Source organism: Vibrio sp. L3-7, assembly GCF_963898195.1.
Taxonomy (GTDB): domain Bacteria; phylum Pseudomonadota; class Gammaproteobacteria; order Enterobacterales; family Vibrionaceae; genus Vibrio; species Vibrio echinoideorum.
Map to the genome: position 1 here is coordinate 202,493 of NZ_CAWQUW010000034.1, position 13,483 is coordinate 215,975.

The 13,483-nt window shown below is 43.8% G+C and carries 15 protein-coding genes; 14 read left to right on the top strand and 1 reads right to left on the bottom strand.

Features of this window, described 5'->3' with window-relative positions; genetic code table 11:
• Positions 1-171: 171 nt before the first annotated feature.
• Positions 172-753, bottom strand: a complete 582-nt coding sequence (locus AACW75_RS18950) for a Maf family protein (protein ID WP_237297493.1) — start codon at positions 751-753, stop codon at positions 172-174.
• 149 nt (positions 754-902) lie between these two features.
• Here AACW75_RS18950 and yceD point away from each other — a divergent pair, with 149 nt between their 5' ends.
• From yceD to ptsG, 14 genes are all read left to right on the top strand, one after another.
• A complete protein-coding gene (yceD, locus tag AACW75_RS18955; RefSeq protein WP_017076684.1) occupies positions 903-1,430 on the top strand; it encodes a 23S rRNA accumulation protein YceD in 528 nt (175 codons plus the stop codon).
• 44 nt (positions 1,431-1,474) lie between these two features.
• Positions 1,475-1,645, top strand: coding sequence for a 50S ribosomal protein L32 (gene rpmF / locus AACW75_RS18960; RefSeq protein ID WP_004737376.1), 171 nt, complete (start codon positions 1,475-1,477; stop codon positions 1,643-1,645).
• A 9-nt stretch (positions 1,646-1,654) separates the two neighbouring features.
• A complete protein-coding gene (plsX, locus tag AACW75_RS18965; protein ID WP_237297494.1) occupies positions 1,655-2,680 on the top strand; it encodes a phosphate acyltransferase PlsX in 1,026 nt (341 codons plus the stop codon).
• A 5-nt stretch (positions 2,681-2,685) separates the two neighbouring features.
• Positions 2,686-3,636, top strand: coding sequence for a beta-ketoacyl-ACP synthase III (locus tag AACW75_RS18970; protein WP_010437276.1), 951 nt, complete (start codon positions 2,686-2,688; stop codon positions 3,634-3,636).
• An 80-nt stretch (positions 3,637-3,716) separates the two neighbouring features.
• Positions 3,717-4,640, top strand: a complete 924-nt coding sequence (gene fabD, locus AACW75_RS18975) for an ACP S-malonyltransferase (protein WP_237297495.1) — start codon at positions 3,717-3,719, stop codon at positions 4,638-4,640.
• Positions 4,641-4,665: 25 nt separating this feature from the next.
• A complete protein-coding gene (gene fabG, locus AACW75_RS18980) occupies positions 4,666-5,400 on the top strand; it encodes a 3-oxoacyl-ACP reductase FabG (protein ID WP_010437280.1) in 735 nt (244 codons plus the stop codon).
• 166 nt (positions 5,401-5,566) lie between these two features.
• Complete coding sequence (gene acpP / locus AACW75_RS18985; protein ID WP_012603569.1) at positions 5,567-5,800, top strand: acyl carrier protein; 234 nt, start codon at positions 5,567-5,569, stop codon at positions 5,798-5,800.
• 93 nt (positions 5,801-5,893) lie between these two features.
• A complete protein-coding gene (gene fabF / locus AACW75_RS18990) occupies positions 5,894-7,138 on the top strand; it encodes a beta-ketoacyl-ACP synthase II (RefSeq protein WP_017076687.1) in 1,245 nt (414 codons plus the stop codon).
• Between the two features lie 104 nt (positions 7,139-7,242).
• Entirely contained in the window at positions 7,243-8,121 is an 879-nt protein-coding gene (gene pabC / locus AACW75_RS18995) for an aminodeoxychorismate lyase (protein WP_237297496.1), read from the top strand.
• Positions 8,118-9,134 (top strand): endolytic transglycosylase MltG, encoded by a 1,017-nt coding sequence (gene mltG / locus AACW75_RS19000; protein ID WP_017076689.1) that lies wholly within the window; start codon positions 8,118-8,120, stop codon positions 9,132-9,134. The genes pabC and mltG overlap by 4 nt, the downstream gene beginning before the upstream one ends.
• A gap of 10 nt (positions 9,135-9,144) precedes the next feature.
• Positions 9,145-9,777 (top strand): dTMP kinase, encoded by a 633-nt coding sequence (gene tmk / locus AACW75_RS19005; protein WP_135454533.1) that lies wholly within the window; start codon positions 9,145-9,147, stop codon positions 9,775-9,777.
• A 6-nt stretch (positions 9,778-9,783) separates the two neighbouring features.
• Entirely contained in the window at positions 9,784-10,749 is a 966-nt protein-coding gene (locus AACW75_RS19010; RefSeq protein WP_237297497.1) for a DNA polymerase III subunit delta', read from the top strand.
• Positions 10,740-11,507, top strand: coding sequence for a TatD family hydrolase (locus tag AACW75_RS19015; protein ID WP_017076692.1), 768 nt, complete (start codon positions 10,740-10,742; stop codon positions 11,505-11,507). The genes AACW75_RS19010 and AACW75_RS19015 overlap by 10 nt, the downstream gene beginning before the upstream one ends.
• A gap of 445 nt (positions 11,508-11,952) precedes the next feature.
• Positions 11,953-13,383: a PTS glucose transporter subunit IIBC gene (gene ptsG, locus AACW75_RS19020; RefSeq protein ID WP_017076693.1), complete on the top strand. Its 1,431-nt coding sequence runs from the start codon at positions 11,953-11,955 to the stop codon at positions 13,381-13,383.
• Positions 13,384-13,483 lie beyond the last annotated feature (100 nt).

Below are 13,483 nucleotides of genomic sequence, written 5' to 3' on the forward strand. Positions count from 1 at the left end.
TTTTCATCTGTTGTAGAAGATCCCCAACTCGCTCGTTCCTAGCTCTTGAGGATGACGACTTTTTAAAGTCAGGTTTTACATCATGAGCTGATGGATAATGTAGCTATCTTCGTCATTCCCTAGACTGACGAAGGAAGGAGTAGGGAATCTCTAACAAAGAGAGAGTATCCGTTATAGTACGCTCATTCCTTGCGCTTCTAACATATCGACCAGAACGATCAGAGGTAAGCCGATCAGCGTATTTGGGTCTTTACCCTCCATTTGCTTGAATAGCGCAATGCCTAAACCTTCACATTTGAAGCTACCTGCGCAGTAATACGGCTGTTCTTTCTCTACATAGGAAATGATTTTCTGCTCTGTTAGATCACGGAAGTGGACAACGAAGGTATCTAAACGGGTGTCGGCTTTATTATTTTCGCTGTTCCATACGGTTACTCCTGTATAGAAAGTGATGCTCTTACCGCTCTGGCGAGACAACTGCTCGATGGCTTTTTCACGAGTATGTGGCTTACCAATGATTTCTCCTTCAATGACACAAACCTGATCAGAACCAATCACTAAGCTCGGTTGATCGACAAGACAAGATTTAGCTTTAGTTTCTGCCAAGCGCATCACTAACTGCTGAGGTGTCTCTTCTGGAAGTGGTGTTTCATCGCAGTCAGGCTTGGCTGTGACGAAGTCTAAGTGTAGCTTTTTGAGGATCTCTTGCCTAAATGGGGATGTAGAGGCTAAAACTAGTTGGTAATTTCTCATTTTAATTTACAATTCACGGAAGCATTTATCTCAGGATAACGTAACTTGTCCTGCTATTCATAATGCTCTGAATAGGAAAGGTAGGAAAGTACATTTTTTTTGCCATTTCCTTTGACTAAACATGATTTGGAAGATAAGATTCGCGCCCTATGCAAAAGGAAAAAATACCGCGTACAGTTGATCCGGCAAGAACGGCTCAAAAACGACTTAGTATGGATGGTATCATTCAAGTAAGTCTTTTAAAGCGTTTAACCGAAACAACTGAAGGCGTAAAACGTGACGCGCAAGTCTCAATGTCATTTGAGCTTGATGAACAACGATTAGTCGTTATCTCTGGTAAAGCTAACGTCGAAGTCGATTTAGAGTGTCAACGTTGTAATGAGGTTTTCGCACATGAGTGCGATGTCCAATTTACTTATACTCCTGTTTACAGTGAGAAAAGTGAAGAGGAAGCACCGGAAGAGTACGATTTGGTAGATCTGAACGAGTACGGTGAGTTAGACCTGATTCAATTAGTTGAAGACGAGTTCATCCTTGGATTGCCTCAAATAGCAATGCACGACGATGCGAAATGTAGCGTTAACTCAAATAACTTGGTGTTTGGTGAACTTCCTAAAGAAATTGAGGAAGATAAAAAGCCGAATCCATTTGATGTTTTAAAAAACTTAAAGAAGTAACTTATTATTAAGTATCTTTAAGAATTTACATAGGAGTAGGGTCAATGGCCGTACAAAAGAGCAAGAAATCACGTTCAATGCGTGGCATGCGTCGTTCACACGATGCACTAACTACAGCTGCACTTTCTGTAGACGCAACTTCAGGTGAAACTCACCTACGTCACAACGTGACTGCCGAAGGTTTCTACCGCGGCAAAAAGGTTATCAACAAGTAAGGTTGACCTTTGCAAAATCTAACCGTTGCGCTTGATGCAATGGGCGGGGACTTCGGTCCTCGTGTAACAGTGCCTGCCGCCGTGCAGGCACTGTCGTATTTCCCAGAGCTAAAAGTCATTCTCATAGGTGATCGAAATGCGATCACATCTCAATTATCTTCATTAGGCCGAATGCCTGATTCTCGTTTGAGTATCCAGCATTGTGACCGAGTTATTTCCAATTCTGAAAAACCTTCACTAGCCTTACGTAATAGTCAGGATAGCTCTATGCGTGTCGCTATCGATCTGGTTGCCGAATCACAGGCTGATGCTTGTGTGAGTGGTGGTAACACTGGTGCACTGATGGCTTTATCTCGTTTCAGACTCAAACTTCTTCCTGGTATTGATAGACCTGCATTGGTTTCAGCTTTGCCTACTGCGTCAGGTAACCGTACATGGATGCTTGATTTAGGGGCGAACGTTTCTAGTGATGCGGATTCACTCTTTCAGTTTGCCGTGATGGGCAGTGCATTAGCAGAACAACATTTAGGTCGTGCTCCCCGTGTCGCTATTTTGAATATCGGGGCGGAAGAAATTAAAGGCAACGATCTTGTTAAACGATGTGCTGAAATGTTGTCTAATACTCAGTCTGTTAACTTTATAGGCTATATTGAAGGTAATCAATTACTTCAAGATGCAGCTGATGTCGTCGTATGTGATGGTTTTGTGGGCAATGTCTGCTTAAAAACGTGCGAAGGTACAGCTCAGCTCTTTATTGATAAGCTAAAAACGCGCATGATGGCTTCAACAATAAAGGGTTGGATTGCCAGAATGTGGTTTTCTGAGCTATTTACTGAATTAAAAACCTTGAACCCCGACCAGTATAACGGCGCAAGTTTGTTAGGATTGCGCGGCATTGTCATTAAAAGTCATGGAAGTGCTGATGTGTCTGCAGTCGTCAACGCGATTGGTGAAGCAGTACACGAGGTCAAACGACAAGTCCCCAGCCGCATTAGCGATCGTTTGGAAGCGGTTTTACTCGAGAGGCATTATTAGTCTTCATGTATAGCAAAATTTTAGGTACTGGCAGCTACTTGCCATCTCAGGTGCGTACTAACGCAGATTTAGAGAAAATGGTAGAGACTAGCGATGAGTGGATTGTTGCTAGAACTGGTATTAAAGAGCGTCGTATTTCAGCGGAAAACGAAACCGTTGCTGATATGGCGTTTTACGCTGCTGAGAATGCCATTGAAATGGCAGGAATCGACAAAGAAGATATTGATTTAATCATCGTTGCGACAACCAGCAGTAGCCATACATTCCCGTCTTCGGCATGTCAGGTCCAAGGTAAGCTTGGTATCAAAGGCTGCCCTGCGTTTGATTTGGCCGCAGCGTGTTCTGGCTTTGTTTACGCATTGTCTGTTGCTGATCAACATATCAAGACTGGTATGTGTAAAAACGTTTTGGTTATTGGTGCTGATGCACTGTCAAAAACCTGTGATCCGACTGACCGCTCTACTATCATCCTGTTTGGTGATGCAGCAGGCGCGGTGGTTGTAGGCGCAAGCGAAGAGCCAGGTATTTTGTCTACTCATATTTACTCTGACGGTAAATACGGTGAGCTTCTAAGCTTAGAAGTGCCAGAGCGTGGCGGTGATGCGGACAAATGGCTGCACATGGCGGGTAATGAAGTCTTTAAAGTGGCGGTAACTCAGCTTTCTAAGCTAGTTAAAGACACATTAGCGGCGAATAACATGGATAAGTCAGAGCTTGATTGGTTAGTTCCACACCAAGCCAACTACCGTATTATCTCTGCAACGGCTAAAAAGCTGACAATGTCGCTTGATCAAGTGGTGATTACCCTTGATAAGCACGGCAATACGTCTGCAGCTACCGTACCAACGGCACTCGATGAGGCTGTTCGTGACGGGCGAATTAAACGTGGCCAAACGCTTCTACTGGAAGCCTTTGGTGGCGGCTTCACTTGGGGTTCTGCGTTAGTTAAATTCTAACCTCAAGCGATAATCAACAAACAAGGCACATAACTTATGTGCCTTATTCAATTTTTTGCTTTGCTTAAAGGAAAATTACAATGAGCAAATTTGCTATCGTATTCCCAGGCCAAGGCTCTCAAGCTATCGGTATGCTTGCTGACCTAGGCGAACAGTATGATGTTGTTAAACAGACATTTGCTGAAGCTTCAGAAGCACTTGGTTACGATCTATGGGCATTGGTTCAAGATGGTCCAGTAGAAAATCTAAATGAAACTTTCCGCACTCAACCGGCTCTACTAACAGCGTCTGTTGCAATTTGGCGTGTATGGCAAGAGCTTGGTCTAGAACAGCCTGTAAACCTAGCAGGCCACAGCCTAGGCGAATACTCTGCGCTAGTGTGTGCCGGTGTTATCGACTTTAAAGAAGCGATCAAGCTGGTTGAGCTACGTGGCCAACTAATGCAAGAAGCAGTTCCTGCGGGCGTTGGTGCAATGTACGCAATTATCGGTCTAGATGATGAAGCGATTGCGAAAGCGTGTGAAGAAGCGGCGCAAGATGAAGTTGTGTCTCCAGTTAACTTCAACTCGCCTGGTCAAGTTGTTATCGCGGGTAATAATGCGGCAGTCGAGCGTGCTGGTGCACTTTGTAAAGAAGCAGGCGCAAAGCGTGCACTTCCTTTACCGGTTTCCGTGCCATCTCACTGTGCACTTATGAAGCCTGCAGCAGACAAGCTAGCGATTGCTCTTGAAGCTCTAGAGTTCAATACGCCAGCACTGCCTGTTATCAATAACGTTGATGTTATTGCTGAAACAGACCCAGCAAAAATTAAAAGCGCACTTGTTCGTCAGCTTTACAGCCCAGTTCGTTGGACTGAAGGTGTACAAGCAATGAACGAACAAGGCGTTGAAAAGCTACTTGAATTAGGCCCTGGTAAAGTTCTTACTGGCCTAACGAAGCGAATCGTAAAAACTATGACAGCTGCTGCGGTTAATGACACTGCATCACTAGAAGCTGCTAAGTAAATAAACACTTAATAGAGAAGTTATGATGAATTTAGAAGGCAAAGTTGCACTAGTTACAGGCGCAAGCCGTGGTATCGGTCGTGCAATCGCTGAACTATTAGTTGAGCGTGGTGCTAAAGTTATCGGTACGGCTACTTCTGAAGGCGGCGCTGCTGCAATCAGTGAGTATCTTGGCGAGAACGGTAAAGGTCTTGCTCTTAATGTAACTGACGTAGACTCAATTGCTGCTACACTGAAAACCATCAACGATGAATTTGGTGCGATTGACATTCTAGTTAACAACGCAGGTATCACTCGTGATAACCTACTTATGCGTATGAAAGACGACGAATGGAATGACATCATTGATACTAACCTAACGCCTATCTTCCGCATGTCTAAAGCTGTATTGCGTGGCATGATGAAGAAACGTCAAGGCCGTATCGTTAACGTTGGTTCTGTAGTTGGTACTATGGGTAACGCTGGTCAAGCTAACTACGCAGCTGCAAAAGCTGGCGTAATTGGTTTTACTAAATCAATGGCTCGTGAAGTTGCGTCTCGTGGCATTACAGTGAACACTGTAGCGCCTGGTTTCATCGAAACAGACATGACTAAAGCGCTAAATGATGACCAACGTGCAGCAACTTTGGCGAATGTACCGGCAGGTCGACTAGGTGACCCTCGCGAAATCGCTGAAGCTGTGGTATTTTTGGCGTCACCTGCGGCAGCTTATATCACAGGTGAAACACTTCACGTCAATGGCGGTATGTACATGGTGTAAATTATGTGCAACATTTGTGCATGATTTAAGTCAAGATCATACGTAATTTCGGTTAAAATCGTGAAAATTGTGGTTTGACCAGAAAAGTTGACCTTGCAACTTTCAATAGATTGAATAAACTACGGAAAACATCGCATAAAGCGAACTCTGTAAAGGAAAAGAAAAAATGAGCAACCTCGAAGAACGCGTAAAGAAAATCATTGTTGAACAGCTAGGTGTAGACGAAGCTGAAGTTAAAAACGAAGCTTCTTTCGTTGATGACCTAGGTGCAGATTCTCTAGACACAGTTGAGCTAGTAATGGCTCTAGAAGAAGAATTCGACACTGAGATCCCAGATGACGAAGCTGAGAAAATTACTACTGTTCAAGCTGCTATCGATTACGTAACTAGCGCTCAGTAATAATCTCTCCCAGGCGGTCACCTCGACCGCCTGTGTTTTATCTAACTCATCTATCCTCATCTTAAATCACCTCAATCCCCGGAGTGTAATATCGTGTCCAAGCGTCGTGTAGTTGTCACTGGCATGGGTATGTTGTCGCCGGTAGGCAACACTGTAGAATCTTCTTGGAAAGCCCTGCTAGCTGGTCAAAGTGGTATCGTTAATATCGATCATTTTGATGCAACCAATTTCTCAACTCGTTTTGCAGGTCTAGTTAAAGACTTTAACTGCGAAGAGTATATGACTAAAAAAGATGCTCGTAAGATGGACTTGTTCATCCAATACGGCGTCGCAGCAGGTATTCAAGCTTTAGATGATTCAGCCCTAACTATTACTGAAGAAAACGCTCCACGTGTAGGCGTTGCTATCGGTTCTGGTATTGGTGGTCTTGGTTTGATCGAAGCCGGTCACAAGGCTCTAACTGAAAAAGGCCCTCGTAAGATCAGTCCGTTCTTCGTACCGTCGACGATCGTGAATATGATTTCGGGTCATTTGTCTATCATGCGTGGTCTACGTGGTCCAAACATCGCGATTTCTACGGCATGTACGACTGGCCTACATAACATTGGCCATGCGGCTCGTATGATTGCTTACGGCGATGCTGATGCAATGCTAGCGGGTGGTGCTGAAAAAGCATCTACACCTCTAGGTATGGGCGGTTTTGGTGCAGCTAAAGCATTATCTACTCGAAACGATGAGCCTCAAAAAGCTTCTCGTCCATGGGACAAAGGCCGTGACGGCTTCGTTCTTGGTGACGGTGCAGGCATGATGGTTCTAGAAGAGTACGAACATGCGAAAGCTCGTGGCGCTAAGATTTACTGTGAGTTAGTTGGCTTCGGTATGTCGGGTGATGCTTACCATATGACATCTCCAAGTGAAGATGGCTCCGGTGGCGCACTAGCTATGGAAGCTGCGATGCGTGATGCCGGCATTACTGGTGAACAAATCGGTTATGTTAATGCACACGGTACATCGACTCCTGCAGGTGACGTAGCGGAAGTGAAGGGCATCAAACGTGCTCTTGGCGAAGCAGGTTGTAAGCAAGTATTGGTTTCTTCTACGAAATCTATGACTGGACACCTTTTAGGTGCTGCAGGTTCTGCTGAAGCTATTATCACGGCTATGTCTCTGGTTGACCAAATTGTTCCACCAACAATCAACCTAGATGATCCTGAAGAAGGCTTAGATATTGACTTAGTACCTCATACTGCGCGTGAAGTTAGCAACATGGAATATGCTGCATGTAACTCATTCGGTTTCGGTGGTACAAACGGTTGTTTGATCTTCAAAAAGATTTAATCATCTTATTAAAGACATAAACACTCGTAGATAGTCACAATTAGACTTGTTTTTAAACGGCTTGATGCTTTAGCATTGAGCCGTTTCTTTTTATGGAGAAAAACATGTTTTGGGTTGACGGAGAAAGCCAGCAAACTATCGATATCTTGGATCGTTCGTTTCAGTACGGAGATGGCTGTTTTACGACAATGCTTGTCCGAGATAGTCAGATTCCGCATTTTGACGATCATCAACATCGTGTCGATGAATGCCTTAAAGCGCTACGTATTCCTGCTCTTGATTGGGATGTGGTTAACCTTTGGCTCGATAATGCGCTTCAACATATCCAAGATAACGATCTTTATGGTCCAAAGAATCTTCATGGTACAAATAAGCTTAATGATACAAACAAGCTTCATGGTGTAAAAGCAGGGATCAAACTGCACATTAGCCGCGGGGCTGGTGGACGTGGCTACAGTACGAAGAATATTACTAAGCCGACGGTAACCGTTAGTACGTTTGATTACCCTAACCATTACCTAGTGTGGCAAGATTTTGGTGTTGAACTCGGTCTTTGTAGTCAAGCTCTAGGACTCAGCCCTTTACTTGCTGGCCATAAGCACAATAATCGCCTTGAGCAAATCTTGATGAAAGATGAAATGGATCAAGCTGGTGAGGTCGATGGCGTGGTTCTTGATATCTCGGGTAATGTAATTGAAACCACCATGGCTAATCTTTTTTGGCGTAAAGGTCAGACTGTTCACACGCCTCAACTGACGCAAAGTGGCGTAGCCGGGGTTATGCGTAAGCAAGTGTTAACCGCGCTGAATCAAACTGAACTTTCCGTTACAATTAGTGACTATTGCTTATCTCAACTCATGCAAGCTGATGAAGTTTTCATGACCAACTCCATTGTAGGGGTTGCCCCCGTTACCCGTATTAGTGATACCCAATTCGATATTGGAACCGTTACTCGTAGCCTTCAAGGACAACTAAACTCGTGATCAAAAAGTTATTTATTTTTATTATCTTGTGCCTAATCGCAACCACTGCTGCTGGGTTCTATGTTTACAACCAAGCTCAAGATAACTTGAAACAAGTCATTCAATTAGAAAAGCCACAGGTCGTCACTGTTGCTTCAGGCAGTAGCTTCAATCGTGTTCTAGCTCAATTGATTGATGATGGGTTATTCAAGGCTTCACCTTACGAGAAATTAATCCGTAAGTTACATCCTGAGCTTGTTGACGTAAAAGCAGGCACGTTCTTGCTCGAACCGGGTTTAACGCTAGAGCAAGCCCTGCAAGTACTTGTCGAAGGAAAAGAGCACCAATTTACTATTACGTTTGTCGAAGGCAGTCGTTTTGACGAATGGCTTGTTCAGCTACAAGAAAGCGAATTCATCCAGCAGACGTTGGATGGTGTCTCTGAACAAGAGATCGCTGAAAAGTTGGGTATTGAAAATGAAAAGCTAGAAGGTCTTTTCTTAGCGGAAACGTATCACTATACCTATGGCACAACGGATTTAGATTTGTTGAAACGCGCCCACCGAGATCTAATGAATGTGGTGAATGATGAGTGGGAAAATAGAGCTGATAAACTGCCGCTTAAATCGCCATACGAAGCGTTGATTCTTGCGTCTATCATCGAAAAAGAGACCGCAGTAGCTTCGGAACGCGAGCGTGTTTCGTCTGTGTTCGTTAATCGCTTGAACAAGCGTATGCGTCTGCAAACTGACCCAACGGTTATCTACGGTATGGGTGATAGCTACAAAGGCAACATTCGTAAGAAAGACTTACGTACTCCAACGCCATACAACACCTATACAATGAGTGGTTTACCACCGACGCCGATTGCAATGGCGGGTAAAGCGTCTATTAACGCGGCACTGAATCCAGAGAAGAGTAACTACCTGTATTTTGTTGCGAGTGGAACCGGTGGTCACGTATTTTCAAAGAGTTTGACTGAACACAACCGTGCAGTTCGAGCTTACTTAAGACAATTAAGAAAAAACAAATAAAGAACAAATTATGAATCAGTCGAAATTTATCGTGGTCGAAGGACTTGAAGGTGCTGGAAAAAGCACAGCAATCAATGCCATCGTTGAGACATTGAAAGCTTCTGGTGTTGAAGACATCGTCAATACTCGTGAACCGGGTGGCACTGTCTTGGCAGAAAAGATGCGTTCGTTGGTTAAAGAAGAGCACGAAGGCGAAAAGCTTCAAGATATGACTGAGCTGTTGTTGATGTACGCAGCACGCGTTCAATTGGTCGAAAACGTAATCAAGCCTGCATTAAGTAATGGTAAGTGGGTATTGGGTGATCGACACGATATGTCATCTCAAGCTTATCAAGGTGGTGGTCGCCAGATCGCACGCTCTACTATGGAATCACTGAAAGAAACCACGCTAGGCGGCTTTAAGCCTGATCTAACTCTATACTTGGACCTAGACCCTAGAGTTGGACTAGAACGTGCTAGAGGGCGTGGTGAGCTTGATAGAATTGAAAAGATGGACATCTCATTTTTCGATCGCACGCGTGAGCGCTACCTTGAAATTGCAACACAAGACGATACGGTTCTTGTGGTTAATGCACAACAAGAGATCGAACAAGTGGCTGCTGATATTAAGCAAGCGCTTGGTACTTGGCTCGACAAACAGTAGGTAATCATGGCGGAAGTTTACTCTTGGCTCACACCGGTATGGAGTGAGTGGAAAAAAAGTCTCGATGCTGAGCGTTTTCCTAATTCTGTGATTGTTAATGCGCCGGAAGGGTTAGGCGTTAATGCGCTGATTAACCAACTAACAGCAGCATTAATGTGTACCAACTATGAAAGTGAGTCTTGTGGTTTTTGTCACAGCTGCGAACTGATGAAGTCGGGAAGTCACCCCGATTTTCACGTGCTCTCTCCAGAGAAAGAAGGTAAATCGATAACCGTAGACCAAGTGCGTGCTAGCAACCAGTGGGCTCAACAGTCATCACAGTTAGGTGGTTTACGTATCATCTTGCTTGATCCTGCTGAAGCAATGAACGAATCGGCATCGAATGCACTTTTGAAAACATTAGAAGAACCTTCGAGTAACTGTATTTTCATTCTTTCGACGCGTAACAGTCACCGTTTAATGCCAACTATCCTTAGCCGTTGTCAGCAATTTAATGTGGTAAGCCCGCAGCTAGAAGCTGGTTCAACATGGTTAGATAGGGAAGTGGGTAAAGCGGTACCGCAGTATATTTTAGCTCTCAATGATAACGCGCCTTTAAAAGCCAAAGCGATGTTTGAACAAGGTGGTGTTGAAACATCGTCCCAAGTGCTCGATGGTTTTGTTAATATCATTAAGGGGACTCAACCTGATATATTGAAATTTTCGACAGAGCTGAGCAAAGACCCTTTAATTCAACTTGGCTGGCTGTGGCATCTACTCTCTGATGTACAGAGACTCCATTTTGCTTTAGAAAATCAAGCTATCACACCGAGCGCGAAAGCGTTGTTAGAGGTGATGTCTTACCAAAGTGCTTACTCAGCATCGAATAAACTGTTGATATTGATTGAGCAGTTAAAGCAACACCCTGGGCTCAATACGGAGCTACTCATAATGAATTGGCTGATTGCCACTTGCGAGGAAACATGTTCGTAGATTCTCACTGTCATTTAGACAAACTGGATTACCAAGATTTACACACAAGTGTAGAAGATGTCGTTAACAAGGCGAAAGCAGCCAATGTTAACCAACTGCTTTCTGTTGGTGTGACATTAGATTCGTTTGAAAACATGCTCGAGATGATCTCTCCGTTTGATAACGTCAAAGCTTCTTGTGGCGTCCATCCTCTCGATGTAGACAGTGACTTCTGTCTAGAAAGAATGCGTGAGTACGCGAGCAATTCTAAGGTCGTAGCAATTGGTGAAACTGGCCTTGATTATCACTATCAACCTGAGACGGCTGAGTTACAACAGCTGCGATTTAAGCAACATGTAGAGTTAGCCGTTGAGCTTAATAAGCCTTTGATCATTCATACACGTAATGCACGTGAAGATACGCTATCGATTTTGCGTGATGGCGGTGCTGACAAGTGTGGTGGTGTGATTCACTGCTTTACTGAAGATCAAGCATTCGCTGAAGCTGCAATGGAATTAGGTTTCTACATTTCAATTTCGGGTATTGTGACGTTTAAGCAAGCCACAGAACTGAAAGAAGTAGTAAAAAACTTGCCACTAGATCGCTTACTTATCGAGACAGATTCCCCATACCTTGCTCCGATTCCCTATCGTGGTAAACAGAACCAACCAGCCTATGTAGTGGAAGTTGCCGCCTATATTGCCCAGCTGAAAGGACTGTCAATGAAAGAGGTTGCTGAACAAACAACCAAAAATTACCAAAAACTTTTTTTGCGATGAAAATCTAAGTTAGCCAGTAAAAGGGAGCGAAAGCTCCCTTTTTGTGTTTTTGATCACTAAAAATGCATTTTATTTTAATGTTTACTAATTATGTTGAACTTGAGAGTGTGATTTACAACATTTGTAATTTTGTTACTAAAAATAACATTACCACCTATTTTATTCACCCAGTAAAATAATAAGCTATGATTTAAAAATCTATATTTTTCAATTAATTACGGCTGTGTAAAGCATTGCATTTCTAAATTTGACATGTGATCCAAGACGTGTTTTGAAACTAAATTTCGTAAGTGACTAGAAAGTTAGTTCCCCATCAATATATATTTAGCGGCAGAAAATATAATGCAATACATGGTTACATTTTCGCAGGGTGCTAACATTATAGGCTACGGGGGTGTGCCGTTAGGACCCATATAATTATTTTATCTTTATCAGGAGCATAAACATGTTTAAGAACCTTTTTGCTAGCCTGCAGAAAGTTGGTAAGTCTCTGATGCTACCAGTATCAGTTTTACCAGTTGCGGGTATTTTGCTAGGTGTCGGTGCGGCAGATCTTCCTTTCATTCCAGAAGTTGTTTCAAGCTTAATGGAACAAGCGGGTGGTTCAGTATTTGGTCAAATGGCACTGCTGTTCGCAGTAGGTGTTGCACTTGGCTTTACTAATAACGACGGTGTAGCTGGTCTAGCTGCTATCGTTGGTTACGGCATCATGACTGCTACACTTGGCGTAATGGCTGGTGTAATGGGCGTTGATAAAATCGATACTGGTGTACTAGGTGGTATCCTAGTCGGTGGTGTTGCTGCTTGGGCATTCAATCGTTTCTTCCGTATTCAACTACCAGAGTACCTAGGCTTCTTCGCTGGTAAGCGTGCTGTGCCAATCATCACAGGTTTCTCTGCGATTGGTCTAGCAATCTTACTTTCTGTAGTATGGCCACCAGTTGGCGGCGCTATCTCTGCGTTCTCTGATTGGGCTGCTCACCAAAACCCACAAGTGGCGTTTGGTATCTACGGTATCGTTGAGCGTTCTCTGATTCCATTTGGTCTTCACCACGTTTGGAACGTACCTTTCTTCTTTGAAGCTGGTACTTGTGTAAACGCTGCTGGTGAAACTCAAAACGGTGTTCTTACTTGTTACCTAGTTGCTGATGACGCATCTCGTGCAGCGGGCAATGGCTTCGGTCAGCTAGCTGGTGGTTACATGTTCAAGATGTTCGGTCTACCTGCTGCTGCAATCGCGATTGCACATTCAGCTAAACCTGAAAACCGCGCTAAAGTAATGGGTATCATGGCTTCTGCTGCGTTAACTTCATTCCTAACGGGTATCACTGAACCAATCGAATTCTCATTCCTATTCGTTGCTCCTGTACTGTACGCAATCCACGCTCTACTAGCTGGTTCTGCATACGTTCTTGCGAACACTCTAGGTTTTGTACACGGTACATCTTTCTCACACGGTCTAATCGACTTCCTAGTTCTATCTGGCAACGCGTCTAAGATGGGCCTAATGGTTGTATGTGGTATTGGTTACGCTGCAATTTACTACATCGTATTCCGCACTGTGATTAAAGCACTTGACCTTAAAACTCCAGGCCGTGAAGACGAAACTGAAGAAGAGATCGTTGCAACTGGTTCAGAGCTTGCTGGTGAGTTAGTTGCTGCATTCGGCGGTAAAGCTAACATTACTGGTCTTGACGCTTGTATTACTCGTCTACGTGTAGCAGTAGCTGATACAGCTCTTGTTGACCAAGACAAACTGAAGAAACTAGGTGCAGCCGGTGTTGTTGTTGTAGCTGGTGGCGTACAAGCTATCTTCGGTACTAAGTCTGACAACCTTAAGACAGACATGGATGAGTGGATCCGTAACAACGGTTAATTCACTGATTCAATAAATTGAAAGGAGGCCGAAAGGCCTCCTTTTTTGTTTTCTGCTGTTTAAAAAATACTAAAGTGAGTTTAACGTTATGATGACAACA